This is a genomic window from Agromyces ramosus, assembly GCF_004216665.1.
GTDB lineage: Bacteria > Actinomycetota > Actinomycetes > Actinomycetales > Microbacteriaceae > Agromyces > Agromyces ramosus.
Genome location: NZ_SGWY01000002.1, coordinates 977,880 through 1,001,536, shown reverse-complemented (window position 1 = coordinate 1,001,536; position 23,657 = coordinate 977,880). Strand labels below are relative to the sequence as shown.

Annotated in this window: 20 protein-coding genes; 16 read left to right on the top strand and 4 right to left on the bottom strand. The window is 72.3% G+C overall.

Annotated features, from left to right (window positions below; all coding sequences use genetic code 11):
- The first annotated feature begins 36 nt into the window (after window positions 1-36).
- From hisD to EV187_RS11285, 3 genes are all read left to right on the top strand, one after another.
- Window positions 37-1,344 (top strand): histidinol dehydrogenase, encoded by a 1,308-nt coding sequence (hisD, locus tag EV187_RS11295; protein ID WP_130353114.1) that lies wholly within the window; start codon window positions 37-39, stop codon window positions 1,342-1,344.
- A gap of 43 nt (window positions 1,345-1,387) precedes the next feature.
- Window positions 1,388-1,861, top strand: a complete 474-nt coding sequence (gene nrdR / locus EV187_RS11290; RefSeq protein ID WP_130353113.1) for a transcriptional regulator NrdR — start codon at window positions 1,388-1,390, stop codon at window positions 1,859-1,861.
- A gap of 66 nt (window positions 1,862-1,927) precedes the next feature.
- Entirely contained in the window at window positions 1,928-2,992 is a 1,065-nt protein-coding gene (locus tag EV187_RS11285) for a quinone-dependent dihydroorotate dehydrogenase (protein WP_130353112.1), read from the top strand.
- A 49-nt stretch (window positions 2,993-3,041) separates the two neighbouring features.
- Here the strand turns inward: EV187_RS11285 and EV187_RS11280 are convergent, their stop codons facing one another.
- Window positions 3,042-4,100 carry an App1 family protein gene (locus tag EV187_RS11280; RefSeq protein WP_130353111.1) on the bottom strand — a complete coding sequence of 353 codons (1,059 nt, stop codon included), beginning with the start codon at window positions 4,098-4,100 and terminating at the stop codon, window positions 3,042-3,044.
- Window positions 4,101-4,210: 110 nt separating this feature from the next.
- On the opposite strand from EV187_RS11280, the gene EV187_RS11275 reads away from it, so the two are divergent.
- The 5 genes from EV187_RS11275 (at window position 4,211) to EV187_RS11255 (ending at window position 8,169) form a co-directional block, all read left to right on the top strand.
- Entirely contained in the window at window positions 4,211-4,873 is a 663-nt protein-coding gene (locus EV187_RS11275) for a TetR/AcrR family transcriptional regulator (RefSeq protein WP_242609547.1), read from the top strand.
- A 137-nt stretch (window positions 4,874-5,010) separates the two neighbouring features.
- Complete coding sequence (locus EV187_RS11270; protein WP_130353109.1) at window positions 5,011-5,823, top strand: ABC transporter ATP-binding protein; 813 nt, start codon at window positions 5,011-5,013, stop codon at window positions 5,821-5,823.
- The gene (locus tag EV187_RS11265) at window positions 5,820-6,506 is read left to right on the top strand and encodes an ABC transporter permease (RefSeq protein ID WP_130353108.1); all 687 of its coding nucleotides are present in this window, start codon (window positions 5,820-5,822) and stop codon (window positions 6,504-6,506) included. The genes EV187_RS11270 and EV187_RS11265 overlap by 4 nt, the downstream gene beginning before the upstream one ends.
- Complete coding sequence (locus EV187_RS11260; protein WP_130353107.1) at window positions 6,503-7,246, top strand: ABC transporter permease; 744 nt, start codon at window positions 6,503-6,505, stop codon at window positions 7,244-7,246. Before EV187_RS11265 ends, EV187_RS11260 begins: the two co-directional genes overlap by 4 nt.
- Complete coding sequence (locus EV187_RS11255) at window positions 7,243-8,169, top strand: ABC transporter substrate-binding protein (protein WP_130353106.1); 927 nt, start codon at window positions 7,243-7,245, stop codon at window positions 8,167-8,169. The genes EV187_RS11260 and EV187_RS11255 overlap by 4 nt, the downstream gene beginning before the upstream one ends.
- Here the strand turns inward: EV187_RS11255 and EV187_RS11250 are convergent.
- Genes EV187_RS11250 through EV187_RS11240 form a run of 3 tightly spaced genes read right to left on the bottom strand, consistent with a single transcriptional unit; the run spans window position 8,166 to window position 10,306 of the window.
- Window positions 8,166-8,936, bottom strand: coding sequence for a DedA family protein (locus tag EV187_RS11250; RefSeq protein ID WP_130353105.1), 771 nt, complete (start codon window positions 8,934-8,936; stop codon window positions 8,166-8,168). The two genes, EV187_RS11255 and EV187_RS11250, sit on opposite strands and share 4 nt — an antisense overlap.
- Window positions 8,937-8,975: 39 nt before the next feature.
- Window positions 8,976-9,932 (bottom strand): M56 family metallopeptidase, encoded by a 957-nt coding sequence (locus EV187_RS11245; RefSeq protein WP_130353104.1) that lies wholly within the window; start codon window positions 9,930-9,932, stop codon window positions 8,976-8,978.
- A 2-nt stretch (window positions 9,933-9,934) separates the two neighbouring features.
- Window positions 9,935-10,306, bottom strand: a complete 372-nt coding sequence (locus EV187_RS11240) for a BlaI/MecI/CopY family transcriptional regulator (RefSeq protein ID WP_130353103.1) — start codon at window positions 10,304-10,306, stop codon at window positions 9,935-9,937.
- Between the two features lie 87 nt (window positions 10,307-10,393).
- On the opposite strand from EV187_RS11240, the gene EV187_RS11235 reads away from it, so the two are divergent.
- From EV187_RS11235 to EV187_RS11200, 8 genes are all read left to right on the top strand, one after another.
- A complete protein-coding gene (locus EV187_RS11235; RefSeq protein ID WP_130353102.1) occupies window positions 10,394-11,806 on the top strand; it encodes a cytochrome ubiquinol oxidase subunit I in 1,413 nt (470 codons plus the stop codon).
- A gap of 12 nt (window positions 11,807-11,818) precedes the next feature.
- The gene (cydB, locus tag EV187_RS11230) at window positions 11,819-12,823 is read left to right on the top strand and encodes a cytochrome d ubiquinol oxidase subunit II (RefSeq protein ID WP_130353101.1); all 1,005 of its coding nucleotides are present in this window, start codon (window positions 11,819-11,821) and stop codon (window positions 12,821-12,823) included.
- Window positions 12,824-12,827: 4 nt separating this feature from the next.
- Window positions 12,828-14,510, top strand: coding sequence for a thiol reductant ABC exporter subunit CydD (gene cydD / locus EV187_RS11225; RefSeq protein ID WP_130353100.1), 1,683 nt, complete (start codon window positions 12,828-12,830; stop codon window positions 14,508-14,510).
- On the top strand, window positions 14,503-16,308 hold the full coding sequence (cydC, locus tag EV187_RS11220; RefSeq protein WP_130353099.1) for a thiol reductant ABC exporter subunit CydC: 1,806 nt from the start codon (window positions 14,503-14,505) through the stop codon (window positions 16,306-16,308). The genes cydD and cydC overlap by 8 nt, the downstream gene beginning before the upstream one ends.
- A 48-nt stretch (window positions 16,309-16,356) precedes the next feature.
- Window positions 16,357-17,835: an aminodeoxychorismate synthase component I gene (pabB, locus tag EV187_RS11215; RefSeq protein ID WP_130353098.1), complete on the top strand. Its 1,479-nt coding sequence runs from the start codon at window positions 16,357-16,359 to the stop codon at window positions 17,833-17,835.
- A gap of 45 nt (window positions 17,836-17,880) precedes the next feature.
- Window positions 17,881-20,496, top strand: coding sequence for a leucine--tRNA ligase (gene leuS, locus EV187_RS11210; RefSeq protein ID WP_130353097.1), 2,616 nt, complete (start codon window positions 17,881-17,883; stop codon window positions 20,494-20,496).
- Window positions 20,497-20,606: 110 nt separating this feature from the next.
- Window positions 20,607-21,302: a ComEA family DNA-binding protein gene (locus EV187_RS11205; protein ID WP_130353096.1), complete on the top strand. Its 696-nt coding sequence runs from the start codon at window positions 20,607-20,609 to the stop codon at window positions 21,300-21,302.
- The gene (locus EV187_RS11200; protein ID WP_130353095.1) at window positions 21,303-23,645 is read left to right on the top strand and encodes a ComEC/Rec2 family competence protein; all 2,343 of its coding nucleotides are present in this window, start codon (window positions 21,303-21,305) and stop codon (window positions 23,643-23,645) included.
- Window positions 23,646-23,657: the final 12 nt, after the last annotated feature.

Here is a 23,657-nt window from a genome sequence, read left to right as displayed (position 1 = left end):
CTCCGGCGGGGCGCGGCTCGGTAGGCTGGTGTGGCCATGCTGCGAACGATCGACCTCCGGGGAATACGCCCGTCCGCGAGCGAGCTGCTCGCTCTCGTCCCGCGCGCCGCGACCGACGTCACGGCCGCGCTGAACTCCGCCCGCGCCCTCATCGACGACGTGCGCGAGCGCGGGGAGGCGGCGCTCCTCGACCAGGCCGAGCGCTTCGACGGGGTGCGCCCAGCGGCGGTGCGCGTGCCGGCCGACGAGCTCGCCGAGGCGCTCGAGTCGCTCGCTCCGCAGACGCGGGCCGCCCTGGAATCGACCATCGCACGGGTGCAGGCCGCGAGCGCCGCGCAGGTGCCGGCGCCCGAGCGCACCGAGCTCGGCGACGGCGCGATCGTGGAGCAGCGCTGGCAGCCCGTGGGCCGCGTCGGGCTCTACGTGCCGGGCGGCAAGGCCGTGTACCCGTCGAGCGTCGTCATGAACGTCGTGCCCGCCCAGGTGGCGGGCGTCCGCTCGATCGCGCTCGCGTCGCCGGCGCAGTCCGCCGCGGGCGGGCGCATCCACCCCTCGATCGCCGCCGCGGCCGCACTGCTCGGCATCGACGAGGTTTACGCGATGGGCGGAGCCGGAGCCATCGGCGCCCTGGCCTACGGGGTTCCGGGTATCGGGCTCGAGCCCGTGCAGCGCGTGACGGGTCCGGGAAACGTGTACGTCGCGGCGGCCAAGCGGCTCGTCCAGGGCGTCACGGGAATCGACGCCGAGGCGGGTCCCACCGACATCCTCGTGATCGCCGACGACGCGGCCGACGCCGACTTCGTGGCGGCCGACCTGGTGAGCCAGGCGGAGCACGACGAGCTCGCGGCATCCGTGCTCGTCACCGACTCGGCCGACTTCGCAGCGAGCGTGCGCGTCCACCTCGCCGCGCGCATTGCGGCGACGAAGCACGCGGAGCGGATCCGCAACGCCGTCGCGGGCCGGCAGTCGGCCGTCGTGCTCGTCGACGACCTCGAGCAGGCCGCCGACTTCTCGAACGCGTTCGGTCCCGAGCACCTCGAGATCCAGGTGCGCGATCCCGACGCGGTGCTCGCGCGCATCGAGAACGCGGGCGCGATCTTCATCGGCCCGTACTCGCCCGTGAGCCTGGGCGACTACGCGGCAGGGTCGAACCACGTGCTGCCGACGGGAGGTCAGGCACGCTCCGCGGCGGGCCTCTCCGCGGCGACGTTCCTCCGGCCGCAGCAGGTCGTGCGCTATGACGAGCACGCCCTGCGCGAGGTCGCGCCGGTGATCGCCGCGCTCTCGGCCGAGGAGGACCTCCCCGCGCATGGCGAGGCCGTCTCGGCGCGCTTCGAGCGCTGACGTCGGCCGTACGCCGATCCCGCCCCGCTAGGCTGGGAGCACCATGTACTGTCCGTTCTGCCGTCACCCGGATTCCCGCGTCATCGACTCGCGCACGAGTGACGACGGACTCTCCATCCGGCGCCGCAGGCAGTGCCCCGAGTGCGGCCGTCGCTTCTCCACGACCGAGACGGCGAGCTTGGCCGTGATCAAGCGCAGCGGCGTGATCGAGCCGTTCAGCCGCGAGAAGGTCGTGCTCGGCGTGAAGAAGGCGTGCCAGGGCCGCCCGGTCACGGACTCGGACCTCGCCGTGCTCGCACAGAAGGTGGAGGAGACGATCCGCTCGACCGGCGCCTCGCAGATCGAGGCGAACGACATCGGCCTCGCGATCCTGCCGCCGTTGCGCGAGCTCGACGAGGTGGCCTACCTCCGCTTCGCGAGCGTGTACCAGGCGTTCGAGTCGCTCGACGACTTCGAGGCCGCCATCGGCCAGCTCCGCGCCGAGCACGGGCGCCTCCCCGCACGCCCGGTGGAGTGACGCCGTCGCGTGGGCGCTCGGCGCCGTCATCGGCGCACAGGCGCCTCCGATAGCCTGAATCCCGGCATGTATCGACTCCTCTTCTCCCTCGTCTTCTCCCGCATGGATCCCGAGGACGCCCATCACGTCGCGTTCCGGGTCATCCGGATGCTCCCGACGCTCGGCTTCGGCCGCCTGGTCGAGCTGTTCACGCGACCCGACCCCGACCTGGCGGTCGAAGCCCTCGGCCTGCGGTTCCCGTCGCCGTTCGGCCTGGCCGCGGGGTTCGACAAGGACGCCGTCGCGGTGCAGGGGCTCGGCCAGCTCGGCTTCGGGCACGTCGAGGTGGGCACCATCACCGCCGTCGCGCAGCCGGGCAACGCGCGCCCGCGCCTGTTCCGCCTCATCGACGATCGCGCGCTGGTCAATCGCATGGGCTTCAACAACGGCGGGGCGGATGCCGCGGTCGGCCGCCTCTCGCGGCTCGCGCGCCGCCGGCACCGGCCGGTGCTCGGCGTGAACATCGGCAAGAGCCGGGTGACGGCCGTCGAGGACGCGGTCGGCGACTACGAGCGCAGCGCCCGCGTGCTCGCGCCCTACGCCGACTACCTCGTCGTGAACGTGAGCTCGCCCAACACGCCCGGGCTTCGCGGCCTGCAGGAGCTCGATGCCCTCGCACCGCTCCTCGAGGCCGTGCGCGCCGTCGCGGCCTCGACGCCGCTGCTCGTGAAGATCGCACCCGACCTCGCCGACGAGGAGGTGGTCCGCATCTGCGAGCTCGTCGCGCGGCTCGGACTCGACGGGATCATCGCCACGAACACCACGATCTCCCGCGAGGGGCTCCGGGCACCGGCATCCGTCGTCGAGGGGATCGGGGCGGGTGGGCTGTCGGGCGCGCCGCTCGCCGCCCGCTCGCTCGAGGTGCTGCGGCTGGTGAGGGCCAACGTGCCCCCCGGACTCTGCGTGATCTCCGTCGGCGGCGTGGAGACGGCGGCCGACGTGCAGAACCGCCTCGACGCGGGTGCGACGCTCGTGCAGGGGTACTCGGCGTTCGTCTATCGCGGACCGACGTGGGCCCGCCAGGTGAACCGCGGACTCTCGCGCATCCGGCGGACCCGCGCCGATCGCGCGGCGGTCGCCGCTCCCGCCTGAGCCGAGGCCGGCGACAGGCCGCCGCGGTGCCGTCAGGCGCCCGCAGCGCTCACAGGAGGCCGGCCTCGGTGAGCAGGTCGTCGAGCGTCGCGCCGTCGCTCGCCGACACCCACGGCACGTCGGCGCCGTGCTGCTCGGCCTTGGTGCGGCCACCGGCCAGCACCGCCTCGCCCGTGGAGAGGCGCCGGATGGCGACCGCGGCGACGCGGTCGGGATGCTCCGCGGCGAACCGCGCGTAGAGTTCCTCATCGTGCTGGCCGTCGTCGCCGATGAGGAGCCACCGGACCTGCGGGAACTCCTCGGCCAGCCGGCGGAGGTTCTCCTCCTTGTGGGCGCGCCCGCTCCGGAACAACCGGTCGTGGGTCGGTCCCCAGTCCGTCAGGAGCAGCGGGCCCGCGGGATAGAGGTTCCGCGACAGGAAGCGCGTGAGCGTCGGTGCGACGTTCCACGCGCCCGTCGACAGGTAGATGACGGGTGAGCCCGGGTGCGCGCGCACGAGGCGCTCGTAGAGCACGGCCATGCCGGGGGTCGGGATGCGCGCGTGCTCGTCGAGCACGAAGGTGTTCCAGGCGGCGACGAGCGGACGGGGGAGGGCGGTGACCATCACCGTGTCATCGACATCCGAGATGATGCCGAAGTCGACGTCGGGCCCGACGATCCAGATCGGCGCCTCGACGTCCTCGGATCCCTCGGTGCGCAGGATCGCCTGGTGCCACCCCGGTGTGAGGGCCACGGGGACCCGCGTGTCGACGACGCCGCCGCGGTCGGCGAGCACCTCGATCCGCTCGGCGCCGACCTCGATCACGACGGGGACGTCGCCGACCGGCACGCTCGTGAAGCTGCGCCAACCGCGGATGCCCTGCTCGCCGCGCCGGCGGCGGCGCTTCGAGGTCTCGTCGGGGTCGATCGGCTTGCTGAGGAGCACCCGGCAGAGCACGCGCACCCATTCGGTGGAACCGTAGCCCGTATAGGGGACGATCGTGGGAACGTGGCCGCGTCGCCGGGCCCAGCGCTCCCGGAGGTCGTGGACCCAGTCCTCGAGGCGCGCGGCACGGTGCCGGACCTGGCGCTCCAGGGATCCGGCCGGGGTGGGAGGACTGGCCGACATCCACTCAGTCTGTCATGCGGCCCGGCCGCGCCGGAAAACGCGCCGCCCGTTCTGGTCGGGCCGCGGCGGCGCGCCGGGTAGAGTGGAGGCCGCAAAGTGAGGGAGGTTCCGTGCCGAATGTCGACCTGATCCTAGGGGCCGATCCGCGCCGGAAGCGCTCGGTTCGCACCGAGCCGACCCAGCGGCGCAGCACCCAGCGGCTCGACGCGCTGCTCGATGCTGCCGCCGAGATCGTCGACGAGACCGGATTCGAGCGCCTGACGACCCAGATGGTCGCCGAGCGCGCGGGCGCCTCGATCGGCACGGTCTACCGCTACTTCCCCGATCGCGTGGCCGTGCTGCACGCGCTGCGCGAGCGCGCGATCCGTCGATTCCGCGAGCGCGTCGCCGATGACCTCGAAGGCACCGAGCTCGCGACCTGGTGGGACGTCATCGACGTCGCGCTCGATGCGTGCGCGGCGCTCTACCGCGACGAGCCGGGCTTCACGGTGGTGCACGCGGGCCGACGCGAACTCGCGGAGGGCGACATCGAGCCCGAGTTCGCGCATCGCATGGCGAAGCTGATCGAGGCCGAGTTCGACCTCGGCGCCGACGCCGAGGAGCTGCGCTTCCGGCTCGGCGTCATCATCGAGCTCGCCGACGCCCTGATCAGCCGGGCGTTCGAGCGCGATCCCGCGGGCGATGAGCGCTACCTCTCCGAGGCGAAGCGCCTCGTGCACGACTACCTCGCCGAGCACCTCGGCGAGGCGCGTGCGGCCAGCTCCGCCGCCTGATCGGGTTCGCGGCCCGCCGGCCGACGACCATGGCCGACACGACACGCGGTGTCAACGCGTTTGCCCTCGACTGGGAATGGTGTTTGGCTTGAACTCCGGCATCCGGGGCTCCGCCCGGTGCTTGGAGTGAGGCAGCCATGATCGAGTTCCGCCGCGTCACCAAGCAGTTCCCAGACGGCACCGTCGCGGTCGAGGACGTCGACATCGTCATGCCCCCGCACAAGACGACGGTCCTCGTCGGGTCGTCCGGCTCGGGCAAGACGACCCTGCTGCGCATGATCAACCGCATGGTCGACCCGACCGGCGGGCAGGTGCTCATCGACGGCATGGATGTCGCCACCCAGGATCCGGTGCAGCTGCGTCGGGGCATCGGGTACGTCATGCAGAACTCCGGCCTGCTGCCGCACCGCAAGGTGATCGACAACGTGGCCACCGTGCCGCTCCTCCGCGGGGTCGGCAAGCGGGAGGCGTACGCCCACGCCCTCGAGCTGCTCGACACCGTCGGGTTGGACCGGTCCCTCGCGGATCGCTATCCGAGCCAGCTCTCGGGCGGCCAGCAGCAGCGCGTCGGCGTGGCCCGTGGGCTCGCGGTGGACCCGAACATCCTCCTGATGGACGAACCCTTCGGCGCGGTCGACCCGATCGTCCGGGCGGAGCTGCAGCAGGAGCTGCTCCGCCTGCAGGGCGAACTGGGCAAGACGGTGGTCTTCGTGACGCACGACATCGACGAGGCGTTCCTGCTGGGCGACCAGGTCGTCATCATGCAGCAGGGGGGCAAGATCTCGCAGGCCGCGTCGCCGGCCGAGATCCTCGCGCATCCGGCCGACGACTTCGTGGCCGACTTCGTCGGGGCCGACCGAGGCAAGCGGGCGCTGCACGTCACCGAGGTCGACGGGCGCAACGTCGTGGTCGACGCCGACGGGCGCCCGGCGGGAGTCCTGACGTCGTGAACTGGCTCTGGTCGAACCTCGACCTCGTCGGCGAGCTCATGCTCGTGCACCTGGCATTGTCGGTGCCCGCGATCATACTGAGCTTCGTGATCTCGGTCCCGATCGGATGGCTCGCGCACCGCTATCGCTGGTCGCGCGGCGTGCTGCTCTCGCTCTGCGGGCTCCTCTACGCCATCCCGTCCCTGGCGCTCTTCGTCGCCCTGCCGCCGATCACCGGCCTGAGCCTGCGATCCCCCCTCAACCTCGTGATCGCCCTCACGCTGTACGGCATCGCGGTCATCGTGCGCACCTCGGCGGACGCGTTCGATTCGGTCGAGCCCGACATCCGGCAGTCGGCCACGGCCGTGGGGTACTCCGCGGTGGGCCGGTTCTGGGGCGTCGAGCTGCCGCTCGCCGGTCCGGTGCTGCTCTCCGGCGTCCGCGTGGTGATCGTGAGCACGGTCAGCCTCGCGACGGTCGGGGCGGTCATCGGGGTGCCGAGCCTGGGCAGCCTCTTCACCGACGGGTTCCAGCGCGGCATCCAGGCCGAGATCGTCACCGGCATCGTCGCGACGATCGTGCTCGCCCTGGCCCTCGACTGGGCGAGCGTGCTCATCGGCCGGCTGCTCCTGCCGTGGTCGCGACCGAGCGCGTCCGCACGGCGGCTCTCGGTCGCACGGGTCGAGCGGGTGGATGCCGCATGAACCTCTTCTTCGACGGCATCGCCTGGATCCTCGACCCGACGAACTGGACCGGCCCGGGCAGCATTCCCGAGCGCATCGGCCAGCACCTCGTGATCTCGGCCGTCGTGCTCGTGATCGCCTCGATCATCGCCCTTCCCGTCGGCGGGGCGGTGGGCCACACGGGGCGCGGCAAAGACCTGTCGGTGATGGTCTCGGGAGGACTCCGGGCACTGCCGACCCTCGGCGTGCTCACCCTGTTCGCCCTCTGGCTGGGCATCGGGCTGCAGGCGCCGATCATCGCGCTCGTCATCCTCGCCATCCCACCGCTGCTCGCCGGCGCCTACGCGGGGCTCGAGTCCGTCGATCGGCGCACGATCGACGCGGCGCGCGCGATGGGCATGCGAGAGGGCCAGATCGTCGGCCGGGTGGAGCTCCCGCTCGGCATGCCGATCGTCGTCGGGGGCATCCGTTCCGCGACCCTCCAGATCATCGCGACCGCGACGCTGGCCGCCTATGTCGCCGACTTCGGCCTCGGCCGCTTCATCTTCGCCGGCCTGAAGACCCGCGACTACGCCGAGATGCTCGGCGGCTCCATCCTCGTGATCATCCTCGCGCTCGTCGTCGACGGATGCTTCGCGATCACGCAGCGCCTCGTCGTCCCCGCCGGCGTGCGGGCCGCGATGGCCACCGATCTCCGCTCCCGGCCGACCCGGCCGCGGGCGGCCGTGGGGCGACCCATCACCGAAGGGAATCCAGAATGATCACAGCAGGAAAGGGCCGGCTCGTTGCGTTCGCAGCGGTCGCGGTCGGGGCGACAGTGGCCCTGGCAGGGTGTGCGTCGGGCGATCCGCTCGACGGTGGATCGACAGGCGACGGCGCGTCGTCGGAGACGATCGTCGTCGGCTCGCAGGACTACTACTCCAACGAGATCATCGCCGAGCTGTACGCGCAGGCGCTCGAGGAGAACGGCTACACCGTCGAGCGCGACTTCCGCATCGGCCAGCGCGAGGTGTACGTCCCCGAGATCGAGGACGGCGCCATCGACGTGTTCCCCGAGTACACGGGCAACCTCCTCCAGTACTACGTGCCCGACACCGAGGCCACCACGAGCGACGACGTGTACGCCGAGCTCGAGACCTCGCTGCCCGACGGGCTCAGGGTGCTCGACCAGTCGCCCGCGACCGACCAGGACTCGTACAACGTGACGAGGGCCTTCTCCGACGAGAACGGCGTCACGAGCCTGGCCGACCTCAAGAACGTGACGACGCCGATCACGCTCGGAGGCAACTCCGAGCTCGCGACGCGTCCGTACGGCCCCGAAGGCCTCAAGTCGGTGTACGGCGTCGACGTCGCCTTCACGCCGATCGAGGACAGCGGCGGCCCGCTCACCCTCAAGGCGCTCGTCGACAACCAGGTGCAGATGGTCAACATCTACAGCGCCGACCCGAACATCGCGGCGAACGACCTCGTCACGCTCGAGGACCCCGAGGGCCTGTTCCTGGCCTCGAACGTCGTGCCGGTCGTGAGCGAGAAGGTCACCGACGAGATCGCGGAGATCATCAACACCGTCAGCGCGGCGCTCTCCGCCGAGGACCTCGTGGCCCTCAACTCGCTGAGCGTGAACGACCAGGAGTCGGCCGACCAGATCGCGAGCGACTGGCTCGCGGAGAAGTCGCTCTTCTAGCGGTTCCGGTCGCGGTTCGAGGGGTCGGATGCTTCGGCATCCGGCCCTTCGTCGTCGGGGTCGACGCCCGCGGGCACCGAGCCGACGGCGTCGAGCAGGTCGTCCTCGTCGCGCGCCGGCGCGTCGAGGACGACCGCCATGTGCTTCGCCTCCGACCGCACGATGAGCTTCTTCACGCCCCAGACGACCAGCAGGAACGCCGCGATGACGGCGACGAACAGGTATCCGGCCCAGTGCAGCTCGCGGCTGAGCTCCCGGTAGCTGCCGGCCGCGAGCCAGCCGACCGTGACGTACGAGAACGACCAGATCACGCAGGCCGGCACCGTCCAGGCCATGAATCGCCGGTATCGCATGGTGCTCATGCCGACGGTGAGCGGGATGAGGGAGTGCAGCACCGGGAGGAACCGCGAGATGAACACGGCCGGACCGCCGCGGCGGTCGAGGTAGCGCTGCGCCTTCGCCCAGTTCTCCTGGCCGATGCGCTGTCCGACCCGCGAGCGCTGGATGTGCGGCCCGAACCAGCGTCCGAGGGCGAACCCGATGCTCTCGCCGATGAGCGCACCCGCGATCACCGCGAACGTGAGGGCGAGGTACTCGCCGACGCCGTCCACGGCGGTCGACGCCACGAGCACGATCGTGTCGCCCGGCACCACCAGGCCGACCAGCACCGAGGTCTCGAGCATGATGCCCAGCCCCGCGAGGAGCGTGCGCGCGACCGGATCCACGGCCTGCACCGTGTCGAGGACCCAGTCGAGGAGCTCGTTCACGGTTCGAGCGTATCCACGCCCCGGACTCCGCGCGTCACCCTAGGGGACGATTCCGAGGATCGCGATCAGCGCGACCACGGGCACCATGACGAGTGCGACGGATGCCGCGAGCGCCGCCGCGCGAACGGACCGGATGTCGCGCTCCCGGCGCTCGGCGACCGACGGATCGACGCCCAGCCGGCGGAGTCGAGCGTCGAGCATGGCCGCATCGGGATTCGCGCCGGACGAGGACTCGGGATACGCACCCGACTCACCGGCATCGCCGACCCGCTCCAGCGCCCGACGGAGCGCGTCCGTTCCGACGGCGCGCCGGGCGCCGTCGTCGGCGAGCATCTCGGTCAGCGTGATGACCGCTCGCTCGGCGCGATTCGCGATGGGGAACCACGGGATGGCGCTGTGCCAGGCGCGGAAGGCGAGGCGCACGAGGTGGTGGAGCTGGTCGAGGTGGGTGCGCTCGTGCGCGATCACGGCAGCGAGCTCGTCGTGTTCGAGCGCCTCGATGAGTCCGTCGGTGAGCACGGTCGCGGTGCGGATGCCGGGTACGCAGTACGCCAGCGGCACGGGGTGCGCGAGCACGCGCGTGCGGGGCTCGCCCGGCAGCGGGTCGCTCAGGAGGTCGATGAGCTGGTGCTGGCGGCGGCGCTCGCGCTCGGCCCGCACGGCGGTGAGGGCGAGGTTGAGCATGAGCAGCAGTGCGACGGCCGCGGCGAGCGTGAGCGCCGCGACCTGTGCCACCCCGAATCCGGCGGGCAGCGGCCCGGTGAACAGGTGCGGGGCGAGCGCGGCGACGGCCGCGGGCAGGGAACCCGCAGGTGCCGAACCGAACGCGAGGAGGCATCCGATCATCGACAGCCCGCCCGCGAGCGCGATCGCCTGCCAGAGCGCGAGCGCCGCCGCCGGAGCGCGCGTCGGCCATGCCGCGCGCGAGAGCGCCACCGGCACGGGCCAGGCGAGCGCGACGGCGAGGGCGCCGAGCACCGCCGAGACGGCGAGCATGCTCAGCTGCGCGCGAGCTCGTCGAGGAGGCGGCGCAGGGTGGCCGCCTCACCCGCGGTCGCGGTGCCGACGAACCGGGCGAGCGCGGCGTCGCGATCGGTGGTGCGGTCGAGCACCTCGTGCATCAACTCGGCGGTGTGCTCCTCGCGGCTGAGCAGCGCGCGGTAGCGGTGGGGTCGCACCTCGCGGGTGCGCGTGACGAAGCCCTTGCGCTCGAGGCGGGAGAGCACCGTGAGCACCGTGGTGGTGGCGACGGATCGGCCGGGCTCGTCGCGCAGCGCGAGCGCGTCGCGCAGCTCGTTCGCCGACAGGTCGGCGTCGGTCGTCCAGAGCACCTCCATCACGGAGCGTTCCAACTCGCCGAGACTCGCCATGTCACCAGACTACCGCCGTGCGGCCGAATGTTCTACGCTCTGTAGAAGAAAGACTCCGGGACGTCGCCACGTGCGAAAGGGACATCCGTGAACGAACTGCTCGACCCGCTGCTCCTCGCCAGGTGGCAGTTCGGACTCACCACCGTCTACCACTTCCTGTTCGTCCCCATCACGATCGGCCTCGCCACCACCGCGGCCGTCTTCCAGACCGCGTGGTACCGCACCGGCAAGGCCGAGTACCTGCGCATCACCCGCTTCTTCGGCACGATCTTCCTCATCAACTTCGCGATGGGCGTGGTCACCGGCATCGTCCAGGAGTTCCAGTTCGGCATGAACTGGTCGGAGTACTCCCGCTTCGTCGGCGACGTGTTCGGTGCGCCGCTCGCCATGGAGGGCCTGCTCGCATTCTTCTTCGAGGCGACGTTCATCGGGCTCTGGATCTTCGGCTGGGACAAGCTGCCGCGCGGCCTCCACCTCGCCACCATCTGGGCCACTGCGATCGGCAGCATCCTGTCGGCGTACTTCATCATCGCGGCGAACGCCTTCATGCAGAACCCGGTCGGCTACGAGATGAACGCCGAGCGGGGCAGGGCCGAGCTCGTGGACATCTGGGCCCTGCTCTCGAATCCGGTGGCCCTCGCGGCGTTCCCGCACACGATCGCCGCGAGCTTCATGGTCGCGGCCGGCCTGATCATCAGCGCGTCCGCATGGCATCTCGCCCGCAACCAGCACCTCGACACCATGCGGCCGGCCCTGAAGTTCGGCCTCTGGACGATGGTGGGCGCCGGCATCCTGACGACGCTGTTCGGAGACCAGCTGAGCCTCGCCATGGTCGCGACGCAGCCGATGAAGATGGCCGCGGCGGAGGCGACGTACGACACCGTCTGCGGAGCCGCGGCGTCGTTCTCCCTCTTCACGCTCGGCACGCCCGACGGCTCCACGGAGCTGTTCTCGATCCGCGTCCCCTACCTGCTCTCCTTCCTCTCGACGCACACGTTCGACGGCTGCGTGGAGGGCATCAACGACCTGCAGGCCGAGTACACGGCGCTGTACGGCCCGGGCGACTACGCGCCGATCATCTGGATCACCTACTGGTCGTTCCGCTGGATGATCGGGCTCGGCGTACTGCACGTGCTGATCGCGGTCGTCGGGCTGTGGCTCACGCGCAAGGGTCGGATGCCGAGGCAGGCCTGGATCTGGAAGATCGCGATCTGGAGCTTCCCGCTCTCGCTCGCCGCCATGATCGTCGGCTGGATCTTCACCGAGATGGGCCGGCAGCCCTGGATCGTGTTCAGCCTGCTGCCGACCGCGTCGGCCGTCTCGCCGAACGTCACCGGCCTCGACGTGCTGATCTCGCTCGTGGCGTTCACGCTGGTCTACGGAGCGCTCGCGGTCGTCGAGGTGCGGCTGGTCATCCGCGCGATCAGGAAGGGGCCGCCCGACGTCGGCGAGCCCGATCCCGAGACCGGTCGCGTCGAACCCGCCGCCACGGTGTACTAGGAGGAAGTGGACATGGATCTCTCGGTGCTCTGGTTCTGGATCGTCGCGTTCCTCTTCGTGGGCTACTTCGTACTCGACGGGTTCGACTTCGGCGTCGGCATGTCACTGCCGTTCCTCGGCAGGGACGACACCGATCGGCGCGTGCTCATCAACACCATCGGCCCGGTGTGGGACCTCAACGAGACCTGGGTCATCGTCGCCGGTGCATCACTGTTCGCGGCGTTCCCGGAGTGGTACGCGACGCTCTTCTCGGGGTTCTACCTCGCCCTGCTGCTGATCCTGCTCGCGCTCATCGCCCGTGGCGTCTCCTTCGAGTACCGTCACCAGCGTCCCGAGTCCCGGTGGAAGCGGTGGTTCGACGGCATGATCATCGTCGGCTCGGCGGTTCCCGCCCTCCTCTGGGGCGTCGCCTTCGCGAACATCGTCCAGGGCGTGCCGCTCGACGCCGACCACAACTACACGGGCACCCTCTTCGACCTGCTGAACCCCTACGCGCTGGTCGGCGGGCTCACGACCCTGCTCCTCTTCTTCACGCACGGCGTGGTGTTCGTCTCGCTGAAGACGGAGGGGGACCTCCGCGAGCGGGCACGGCGGCTCGCCGCGCGTTCGGGGCTCATCACCATCGTCGTGGCCGCCGGGTTCCTGGCCTGGACCGGACTCGCCTTCGGCACGCCGTGGTTCTGGATCTTCGCCGCCGTCGCCGCGCTGGCGCTGATCGGCGGGTGGCTCGCCAACGCGCGCGGAGCCGAGGGCACCGCCTTCACGCTCCTCGCGGTCACGGTCGCGGCCGCCGTGCTCGCCCTCTTCGCGTCGTTGTTCCCCGACGTGATGCCCGCGTCGAACGACCCCGCGAACAGCCTCACCGTCGCGAACGCGTCGAGCACGACCTATACGCTCACGGTCATGAGCTGGCTCGCGCTCGTCTTCCTCCCGCTCGTGCTCCTCTACCAGGGCTGGACGTACTGGGTGTTCCGCAAGCGGGTGACGCGCGCCTCCATCGAGGCGTCGGCGCACTGATCACGTGAAGCCACTCGATCCGAGGCTCGTGCGCCGCTCCCGCGCCGCGCGCTGGTTCCTCCTCGCGGGAGGAGCCCTCGCGGTCGCGCAGGCCGCCGCGGTCATCGTGTTCGCGTCGGCGCTCGCGTCGCTCGTGGCCGGGTTCGTCGACGGCATGCGGATGCCGCAGGCCTGGCCACTGCTCGCGACGCTCGTCGCCGCGGCATCCGCTCGCGCCGGGGCCGCGTGGCTCTGGGACCTGGTGGGCTCTGCGGGCGCGATGCGCGTGAAGGCCGAGCTGCGATCGGAGCTCCTGGCCGCGCTGGAGGCGAGGCCGGGCGGTGTGCCGGGCTTCCCGACGGCCCGGGTCGCGACCCTCCTCGGCCCCGGCCTCGACGCCCTCGACGAGTACTTCGGACGCTACCTCCCGCAGCTGGTGCTCACGCTCGTGGCGACGCCCGCGTTCGTGGTCGCCGCGTGGATCGCCGACCCCCTGTCGGGCCTCGTGCTCGTCATCGTGCTGCCGCTCATCCCCGTGTTCATGGCGCTCATCGGCATGGCCACGGCGGCGGTGCAGCGCCGGCAGTGGGACAGCCTCGCCGCGCTGTCGCGGGGATTCCTCGAGGTCGTCGGCGGGCTCTCGACGCTCATGGTGTTCGGCCGTGCCGAGCGGCAGGCCGCGCGCATCCGGGCGGTCACCGACGAGTACCGCCGGGGCACGATGAAGGTGCTGCGGATCACGTTCCTGTCGGGGTTCACGCTCGAGCTCGCGGCGAGCCTCTCGGTGGCGCTCGTGGCCGTGTCGATCGGGCTGCGGCTGGTGGCGGGCGACATGTCGCTGGCTCCGGGGCTCTTCGTGCTCGTGCTCGCACCCGAGGTGTTCCTGCCGCTGCGCAACGTCGGCGCCGCCTTCCACGCCTCGGCCGCGGGGGTCACGGCGTCGGGCGATGCGTTCGACCTGCTGGCGGCCGCGCGGGGGAGCGGACCCGGTGCGGGCGAACGCGGTGCGGCACCGTCCGACGGCGTCGGCGCGAGCAGCGCCGGCCCTGCCGGCGCACGGCCGGCCGCGGCATCCGCTGTCCATCACGGACTCGTGGTCGAGCATCTCCGCGTGCGCCGGGGGGCCCGCGTGGTGCTCGACGGATTCGACCTCGAGGCCCGCCCCGGGGAGGTCATCGCGGTCACGGGCGCGAGCGGCTCCGGCAAGTCGAGCCTGCTCGCCGCCCTGCTCGGATTCGCCGACGCGGACGGGAGCATCACGCTCGCCGGCCGGGCCCTGGCGCCGGGGGACCGGTCGTCGATCGCCTGGGCCGGGCAGTCGCCGTCGCTCCTCGGCGGCACGATCGCCTCGAACGTGCGCCTCGGCGACCCCGATGCCCGGCCCGAGCTGCTCGCGCGCGCCCTGCAGCTCGCCGGGGTCGAGCTCGACCCCGAACGCGTATTCGGACCGGCCGGCGGCGGACTCTCGGGCGGGCAGGCCCAGCGCGTCGCGACCGCGCGCGCGATGCACCGACTGCTGGCCAGGCACGCCCGGCTGCTGCTCCTCGACGAGCCCGGCTCGGCGCAGGACCCCGGCCGGGAGGCGGTGCTGGGCGAGCGCCTGCGGGAGCTCGCCGCCGACGGGCACGTGGTGCTCGTGACGACGCACCGTTCCGGTCTCGCCGCCGCCGCCGATCGCACCATCGAGCTGGAGGCCGTGCATGCCTGATCCGACGCGGGCGATGCTGCGCGGTGCCGTGCCGCGGTTCTCGCGGCTGGCGCCGTCGATCCTGCTGGGCATCGGATCGGCCGCCTCCAGCGTGGCCCTGCTCGCGTGCTCCGCCTGGCTCATCGCCCGCGCCGCCGAGCAGCCGCCGGTGCTCTACCTGTCGCTGGGGATCGTCGGCGTCCGCGCGTTCGCGCTCGGGCGTGCCACCTTCCGCTACCTCGAACGGCTCTCGGGCCATGACGCCTCCTTCCGGCAGCTCGCGACGATCCGCTCGGGGGTGTTCGAGCGGATGCTGCCGCTCGCCCCCGACGGACTCGCCTCGAGTCGGCGCGGCGACCTGCTTGCGCGGTTCGTCGGCGACGTCGACGAGCTCCAGAACGTGCCGCTTCGCGTCGTGCAGCCCCTCGTGAGCGCCGTGATCGTGCTCGTGCTGGCGGTCGTGGGCATCGGACTGCTCGCTCCGGCCTCCGCGTGGGCGGTGCTCGCCTGCCTCGTCCTCGGCATCGGAGCGACCCTCCTCGTGCAGCGTCGTGCCGCGGCTCGGGCGGAGCGCACGCTGGCGCCGCTCCGCGGCGACCTGCAGGCGGCCGTGGTCGAGCACGTGCAGGCGCTCGACGTGCTCATCGCGTTCGATGCGGCCGATGCGAGTCGGCGGCGGATCGACGACCTCGGGGCGCGGCTCGGCCGCGCCACGCGAGCGCGTGCCGCGGCGACGGGCGCGGCATCCGCTTCGATGACGGCGATCGGCGGAATCGCCGTCGCCGCGAGCCTCGCGGCCGCGGCACCGCTGCTCGACGCGGGACGGATCAGCGGTCCCACGTTCGCCGTGCTCTGCCTCGTGCCGCTCGCCATCGCGGAGGTCGCTGCGGCGATCCCCCTGGCGACGAGCGCACTGCGCCTGTCACGGGCGAGCGCCGAGCGGGTCGCCCATGCCGTCCCCGCCGACGTGCCCGCGGGCATTCCGATTCCGCCGGTCGACCCGGTCGATGCGCCCGCGACGGGTCGTGCGCCGGCCATCAGGCTGCGCGGAGTCCAAGCGCAGTGGCCGGCCGCGACGGGCGAGGTGCACGGGGCATCCGGAGCGGGCGACGGGGCGGAGTCGCGCACCGCGACCTCCGCGCACGTCGGCCGGCCCCCAGCCCTCGAGGGCCTCGACCTCACGATCGCGTCGGGCGAGCGGATCCTCGTCCGCGGGGCCTCCGGCGCCGGCAAGACGACGCTCGCGCACGTGCTGGTGCGGTTCCTCGACTACCGGGGGTCGTACCGGATCGGCGACGTCGAGGCATCCGACCTCGAGCCGTCGGCCGTGCGGCGGATCGTGGGGCTCGTGGAGCAGCGCCCGTGGCTCTTCGACGAGGATGTGCGCCAGAACCTCCTGTTCGCACGCGACACGGCGACCGACGATGACCTCCTCGACGTGCTCGACCGCGTCGGGCTGCGAGGGTGGCTCGCGGAACGCGGCGGACTCGACGCGAAGGTCGGCGAGCGCGGGGCGCTGGTGTCGGGCGGGCAGGCGCAGCGCATCGCCCTGGCCCGCGCCATGCTCGCCGACTTCCCGGTGCTCGTGCTGGACGAACCGACGGCGAGCGTCGACCCGGGTCGCGCCGATGCACTCCTCCGTGATCTCACGGATGCCGCCACAGGATCGGGACGCACGGTGGTGCTCATCTCGCACACCGGAGCGCCCGCCGGACTGGTCGACCGCGCGGTGACGCTCGATGCCGGAAGGCTGGTGGAATCCGCGGCCCGCGAAGCGGAGACCGACCTCCGGTCGACGCGGCCGCTGCGCGATGCGTGATCGCCGGCCCGCCGGGATCGGGGCACGCCGCGGCTCTAGGCTGAGAGGATGCCACGCCGCATCCGCTCACGCCTGCTCGAGGGGTGGCGCGACCCCGAGGCCGTCTTCACGGCCCGGTATTCGGATGCCGCGTACGCCGTGTGGCTCGACGGCGGCGCGGATGCCGCGACCGGGGTGAGCGTCATGGCCGCGGCCCACCGGGCGAGCGAGCTCGTCACGGCCGACGTCGCGCACGGAACCGTCACGCGCTCGACGCCGCTCGGCGTCGATGCCGCCGGGTCGACGGTCGCGGGATCGGTCTTCGACGTGCTGGCCGAGCGGCTGCCACTGCGCCGCGCCGAGGGGTCGTCGGAAGCGCTCGCGCCGGACGCGGGCGACGGCGGCCCGCTCGGCTGGTTCGGGTGGTTCGGGTACGAGCTCGGCGCCGCCCTCGACGACGTGCCGACCTCGCCGGCCGAGACACCGGATGCCGCGTTCCTCTTCGTCGACCGGGCCGTCGTGTTCGACCACGGCGCCCGCACCGTGCGACTCGTGTGGCTCGCGTCGGCGGAGCCGGTCGGCGACGAGGGGGAGCGTTGGGCGGACGAGCTCGCGGCGGCGCTGCAGCAGGTGCCCGCGGCATCCGCGTCGTCGGCATCCGCGCCCTCTGCGTCGCCGGTCGCGGGCCCGACGGCGCACACCGCTGCGGCGCCGGCGCGATGGCGACACGATGCGCGGCGGTACGCCGAGCTCATCGCGCGCTGCCAGGAGGCGATCGTGCGCGGCGACGCCTACCAGCTGTGCCTCACGAATCGCATCGACGTCGAGGTGCACCCCGATCCCGCCGCGGCATACCTCGCGCTGCGCGGGTCGAGTCCCAGCCATCACGGCGGATACGTGCGATTCGGCGACGTCGCCCTGCTCAGCGCCTCGCCAGAGCAGTTCCTGCAGGTCGACGCCGACGGCATCGTGTCGACGAAGCCGATGAAGGGCACGCGCCCGCGCGGGTCGGATCCGCGACGGGACGCCGAGCTGCGGCGCGAGCTCCTCGAGAGCGAGAAGGAGCGCGCCGAGAACCTCATGATCGTCGACCTCATGCGCAACGACCTCGGACGCATCGCCGAGCTCGGCACGGTCAGCGTTCCGAGCCTGCTCGACGTGGAGGAGTACGCCCACGTGCACCAGCTCGTCTCGACCGTGCGGGCCCGGATCCGGCATCCGCTGACCGTGCTCGACGTCGTGCAGGCGGCGTTCCCGGCCGGGTCGATGACGGGTGCGCCGAAGCGCAGCGCGATGACGATCCTGCACGAGCTCGAGGAGGGCCCGCGCGGCATCTACTCGGGAGCGTTCGGCTACCTCGGGATCGACGGCAGCGCAGACCTCGCGATGGTCATCCGATCGATCGTGCTCACACCCGACGGGGCGAGCATCGGCACGGGCGGCGGCATCACCGCACTCTCGGTCGCGGCGGAGGAGATCGAGGAGACCCGGGTGAAGGCGCGGGCCCTGCTCGCGGTGCTCGGCGCGGCATCCACACCGCTGGAGTGAGTAGGCTGGTTGTCCGAGTGCGCCGGGTTCCGGCGTGCCCGGAAGATGTGCGGAGCGAACCCCCGCAGCGACACGATTGAGAGTCACGTGGCACACGATCAGGATCAGGCCCACGCCGATGCCGGCGCGTACGACTTCGCCGCACTGCAGGCGAAGTGGCTTCCCGTGTGGGACGAACTCGAGCCCTTCCGCGCCGGGCGACCCGGCGAGACCAAGCCGCGCAAGTACATCCTCGACATGTTCCCGTACCCGTCGGGCGACCTGCACATGGGTCACGCCGAGGCGTTCGGCTACGGCGACACCGTGGCGCGCTACTGGCGCCACCAGGGCTTCGACGTGCTGCACCCGGTGGGCTGGGACTCGTTCGGGCTGCCCGCCGAGAACGCGGCCATCAAGCGCGGCATCGACCCGCGCGCCTGGACCTACGAGAACATCGAGCAGCAGAAGCGGTCGTTCCGCCAGTACGCGCCCTCCTTCGACTGGTCACGAGAGCTCCACACGAGCGATCCCGAGTACTACACCTGGAACCAGTGGCTGTTCCTGAAGCTCTACGAGAAGGGCATCGCCTACCGCAAGGCCGGCCTCGTGAACTGGTGCCCGAACGACCAGACCGTGCTCGCGAACGAGCAGGTCGTCGACGGGCACTGCGAGCGCTGCGGCTACGTCGTCACGAAGAAGGCGCTGACGCAGTGGTACTTCCGCGTCACCGACTACGCCGACCGCCTCCTCGACGACCTGAACCAGCTCGAAGGCTCGTGGCCGTCGAAGGTCGTCACGATGCAGCGCAACTGGATCGGCCGCTCGTCGGGCGCCGACGTCGAGTTCGAGATCGAGGGCCGCGACGAGCGGGTCACGGTCTTCACGACCCGACCCGACACGCTCTACGGCGCGACGTTCATGGTCGTCGCACCCGACTCCGAGCTCGCCGCCGAACTCGCGGCCGGGGCATCCGCCGACGTCCGCACCCGGTTCCAGGACTACCTCGACTCGGTGCGCGCCGAGAGCGACATCGACCGGCTGTCGACCGAACGGCCGAAGACCGGCGTCTTCCTCGACCGCTACGCCGTGAACCCCGTGAACGGCGAGCGGATGCCGATCTGGGCCGCGGACTACGTGCTCGCGGACTACGGCCACGGCGCCATCATGGCCGTGCCCGCGCACGACCAGCGCGACCTCGACTTCGCGCGCGCGTTCGGGCTGCCGGTGCGCGTCGTGGTGGACACGAACGCGCCCGTCACGGGCGTCATCCCCGTGATCCAGCTCGACGAGCAGGGCGACCCGATCCTCCCCGAGGACCTGCCGGCCGTCGATCCCGCATCCACGGGCATCGCCCTGGCCGGCGAGGGGCGGCTCGTGAACTCGGGGCCTCTCGACGGGCTCTCGAAGTCGAACGCGATCCGCCGGGTCATCGAGCTGCTCGAGCAGCGCGGCCTCGGGCGCGCCGCCAAGAACTTCCGCCTGCGCGACTGGCTCATCTCGCGCCAGCGCTACTGGGGCACGCCGATCCCGATCATCCACTGCGCCGAGTGCGGCGAGGTGCCGGTCCCCGAGGCCGACCTCCCGGTTCGACTGCCGGATGCCGCGGGCCTCGACCTGAAGCCGAAGGGGTCGAGCCCGCTCGGGGCGGCCGAGGACTGGGCGAACGTCGCCTGCCCGACCTGCGGCGGAGCCGCCCGCCGCGACTCGGACACGATGGACACGTTCGTCGACAGCTCGTGGTACTACCTGCGCTACCTGAACCCGAACGACGACACCAAGGCGTTCGACACGGCCGAGGCCGAGAAGTGGATGCCCGTCGACCAGTACGTGGGCGGCGTCGAGCACGCCATCCTGCACCTGCTCTACTCGCGGTTCATCACCAAGGTGCTGTTCGACCTCGGCTACCTGAGCTTCACCGAGCCGTTCACGTCCCTGCTCAACCAGGGCATGGTGATCATGGACGGCACGAAGATGTCGAAGTCGAAGGGCAACCTCGTCGAGTTCGCGAGCGAGCTGGGCGCGCACGGCGCCGACGCGCTCCGCGTGACGCTCGCGTTCGCCGGCCCGCCCGAGGACGACATCGACTGGGCGGATGTCTCGCCCGTCGGCGCCGCCAAGTTCCTCGCACGTGCGTGGCGCATCTCCGGCGAGGTCACGTCGAGCCCCGACGTCGAGTGGAAGACCGGCGACGCCGCGCTGCGCCGCATGACGCATCGCCTCCTCGCCGATGCCCCCTCGCTCGTCGAGGCGTTCAAGTTCAACGTTGTGGTCGCGCGCCTCATGGAGCTCGTGAACGCGACGCGCAAGGTGATCGACTCGGGCGCCGGCCCGGCGGATGCCGCGGTGCGGGAGGCATCCGAAGTCACCGCCATGATCCTCGACCTCTTCGCCCCGTACACGGCCGAGGACATGTGGGAGCGCCTCGGCTACCAGCCGAGCGTGGCCCTCGTGGCGTGGCGCAAGGCCGACCCCGCGCTCCTCGTGGAGGAGTCGGTGACGGCCATCGTGCAGGTCGACGGCAAGGTGCGCGATCGACTCGTGGTGTCGCCGAAGATCTCGGGCGAGGAGCTCGAGGGGCTCGCGCGCGCGTCGGCCGGGGTGGCCCGGGCGATCGGCGAGCGCGAGATCGTGAACGTCATCGTGCGCGCGCCGCGCATCGTGAACATCGCCACGCGCGCCTGATTTCCGCTTCGACGGGCTGACTCCTCCTCGACAGCGCCGATCCCTCGTCGCCGGTGCTCATCCGGGGCCGGGTGCGTCGAGACCGTGGGACGCGGGCGTAGCGTGCGGGCATGCCCGCGACCCCCGTTGCCGACCCGTTCGACGCGCTCGACCCCGTCGCACGCCGGGCGACGCCCCGCGTCCGCATCGCGGTCGGCGCGGCCGTCGTGCTGTTCATCGCCGCGGTGGCCATCGCCGCCCTCGTCTCGTCCGCGGCGACCGGTGGTGGAGCGCAGGGCACGATCGTCGCCGGTGGCGGTGCCCCCGCGACCGACCTGGGCGTGGCAGCGGCCTCCGATGGCGGGGCGAGCGGCTCGCCCCGCGTCGCGACGCCGCCGCTGCTGGTGCACGTGCTGGGGGCGGTGACGCGTCCGGGGCTCGTCGAGCTGGCCGCGGGCGCCCGCGTCGTCGACGCCGTGGCCGCGGCCGGCGGGTTCACCGCCGAGGCGGATCCTGCCGGAGTGAACCTGGCACGACCGGTGGTCGACGGCGAGCAGCTCATGGTGCTCGCCGTCGGCCAGGCTCCGCCGCCCGCCACCGGCGGTGCGGGCGCTTCCAGCGGTGCGACCGCCGACGGAACCGTGCACCTGAACACGGCCGACGTGGCCGCGCTCGACACGCTGCCGCGCATCGGTCCGGCCCTCGCCCAGCGCATCATCGACTGGCGCGAGGCCAACGGGCCGTTCACGAGCATCGACCAGCTGCTCGAGGTCGCCGGGATCGGCGACACGGTCTTCTCGGGGCTCGCCGACAAGGTCGCGCCCTGAGTGCGCGACCTGCGGCTGCTCGCCCCTGCCGGGGCGGCGTGGGCGACCGCCTGGTGCACGGTGGCGGCACCGGATGTGGGAGTCCCCGCCGCCGTCGTGGCGTGGGCGATCTGGGGGCTGGGCACCGCGACGCTCGCCGCGGTCCTGATCGGATCGAGCCGCGCAGCTCGCTGGACCTCCGCGGCGGCCATCGCGCTCGTGCTGCTCGCCGCGGCGGGCCTCGTCTCCGCAACCACGGCCGTCGGGCTGCAGCAACGAGCGGAGTCCCCACTCGCCGTCGTGGCGGACTCGCATCGTGTCGCCGACGTCGTCGTCGAGGTGGTCTCGGCTCCGCGGCCGATCCGCCCGCCGGCGTGGGGTGATCCGGCGCAGGCGCCGTCGTTCCGCGTCGACGCCCGCCTCGTCGCCGTCGACGCGCGGCCGGCGGTCGCCGTTCCGATCACGACCACGGTCGACCTCCCGCCCACGGCCCTCTCGATCGGCGCGCGCCTCGCGTTCGCCGCACGCGTCACGCCGCTGCCCGGTGCCGAGCAGAGCGGGTTCGAGCTGCGCCCCGCAGGCGACGTACGGGTCGCCGCGGTGCCCCCCGCCTGGCTCGGCTGGGCGGTCGGCCTGCGCACCGGCTTCGCAGGTGCCGCAGGCGGACTCGGTGGCGATGGCGGCGCACTCGTGCCCGGACTCGCCATCGGCGACACGAGCGGGGTCGACGAGGAGCTCGACGCGGCGATGCGGGCGAGCTCGCTCAGCCACCTCACCGCGGTATCCGGAGCGAACTGCGCCATCGTCACCGCCGCCGCGTTCGCCCTCGCCGCCCTCTGCCGACTCGGCAGGGGAACGCGCGTCGTCGCGGCCCTCGCCGCACTGTGCGGCTTCGTCGTGCTCGTGACGCCCCAGCCCAGCGTGGTCCGCGCGGGTGCGATGGCCATCGCGGTGCTCGTGGCCATCGCGGTGGGACGCCCGGGCGGCGGCATCGCGGCCCTCGCCGTCGCCGTCATCGGACTGCTCGCGTTCGACCCGTGGCTCGCCCGCGACTACGGGTTCGCGCTGTCCGCCGCGGCGACGGCAGGACTGCTGCTCCTGGCAGGCCCGCTCGCCGGCCGGCTCGCCCGGGTGATGCCGACGCCGCTCGCGGTCGTCCTCGCGGTGCCGCTCTCAGCCCAGCTCGCGTGCCAGCCCATCCTCATCCTGCTCGACCCGGCGATCGCCCTGTACGGCGTGCCCTCCAACCTGCTCGCAGCGCCGGCGGCTCCCGTGGCCACGGTCGTCGGACTCCTCGGCTGCCTCGTCCTGCCGGTGCTGCCGTCGGTCGGCGTGGGCCTCCTGCAGGTCGCGTGGCTGCCCGCGTCGTGGATCGCGCTCGTGGCGCACGGTGCCGCCGCGCTCCCGGGCGGCCGGTTGCCATGGCTTCCGGATGCCGCCGGTGCGCTGCTGCTCGCAGGCTGCACGGCGCTCGCCCTCGGCCTGGCCATGACGGGTCGGCGGCATCCTCGGGCGCGTGCGGTCGCAGCGGCCCTGCTCGCGGTGTGCCTCGCCGTGCCGATCGGCAGCGGGCTCGGAGCACCCGCGGTGATCGGCGCGACGCGCCCGGGTCGCTGGGATGTCGCCGCGTGCGACATCGGACAGGGCGATGCGGTCGTCGTGCGGTCGGCGCAGGCCACTGCGCTCATCGACACCGGCCCCGAACCGGCAGCGCTCGAGCGCTGCCTCGCACTGCTCGGGGTCGACCGCATCGACCTGCTCGTCGTGACGCACTGGGACGCCGACCACGCCGGCGGGGCGGCCGCCGTGGTGGGCCGCGTCGACACCGTCATCCACGGCCCGCTCGACGGCGGGCGCTCGGATCGCGTGCTGGGTCCGCTCGTGCGCGGCGGAGCGGAGGCCGTCGAGGTCGTGGCCGGCCACCAGGGGCGACTCGGCGACGCCGGTTGGCGCGTGGTCTGGCCGAAGCCTCGGGCCGCCCCGGGCAACGATGCCAGCGTCGTGATCGCCCTCGATGCTCCGACGTACCGCGCCGCGTTCCTGGGCGACCTCGGCGAGGGTGCCCAGGAGCGGATGCTCGCCTCGGTCGAGCTGGGTCCGGTCGACCTCGTGAAGGTGGCGCACCACGGATCCGCCGACCAGAGCGAACGGCTGTACGAGGAGCTCGACGCGACGGTCGGGGTCATCGGGGTCGGCGCCGACAACGGCTACGGACATCCGACCGATCGCCTGCTCGGCCTCCTGCTCGAGTCCGGCACGACCGCGGTGCGGACGGATCGGTCGGGTACGGCGACGCTCACCGCCGACGGCGAGGGCGGGTTCCGGCTCTGGTCGGAGCGGGGCGAGGTCGGTCCCCGCCCGTAGACTTGACCGGGA